This is a genomic window from Staphylococcus sp. 231237_7MaSpsaltlick (genome assembly GCF_043107035.1).
Map to the genome: position 1 here is coordinate 1 of NZ_JBICNX010000337.1, position 483 is coordinate 483.

Genomic DNA, 483 nt, shown 5'->3' on the forward strand with positions numbered 1-483 from the left:
TCACAAGTGAATACGGGAGCGGCGCACGTTTAATTGCTAGAAAGTTAGCAGAAACATTAAATATTCCATTTTATGGAGAAGAAGATTTATTAATCGAAACTGCCAAATATCTCGAAATTGATACACAAGTTCTCCATAACTTTGATCAATATGGTGAAGTAGCGGAAATAGACACAGAAAAAATTATTGATGGTTATAAGGCAGTTATTTTAAATATAGTGCACAAAGGGCCGTGTATACTAATGGAAAGAGGGTCAGATTATATATTAAGAGATGTATGTTCATTCTTAAATGTATATGTTTACGCGCCTAATATTACTAAGAAAATCGAACGAGCAGTTAAAATTGCAGGACAAAGTGAAGAAAATGCAAAAGCATTTATTCAACAGCAAGAGCAATCACGTGCAGCATTTTATCAGCAATATACAGATATCACCAGAGCTGAATTAAGTGAATATGATTTATGTATAAATTCAGATACTT

General features: G+C 32.7%; 1 protein-coding gene. It reads left to right on the plus strand.

The genetic code is table 11. The annotated features are described in order from the left end of the window. Positions 1 to 483 (plus strand): cytidylate kinase-like family protein (locus ACF91D_RS31775; protein ID WP_392438700.1); only part of this gene is annotated, 483 nt, incomplete at both ends.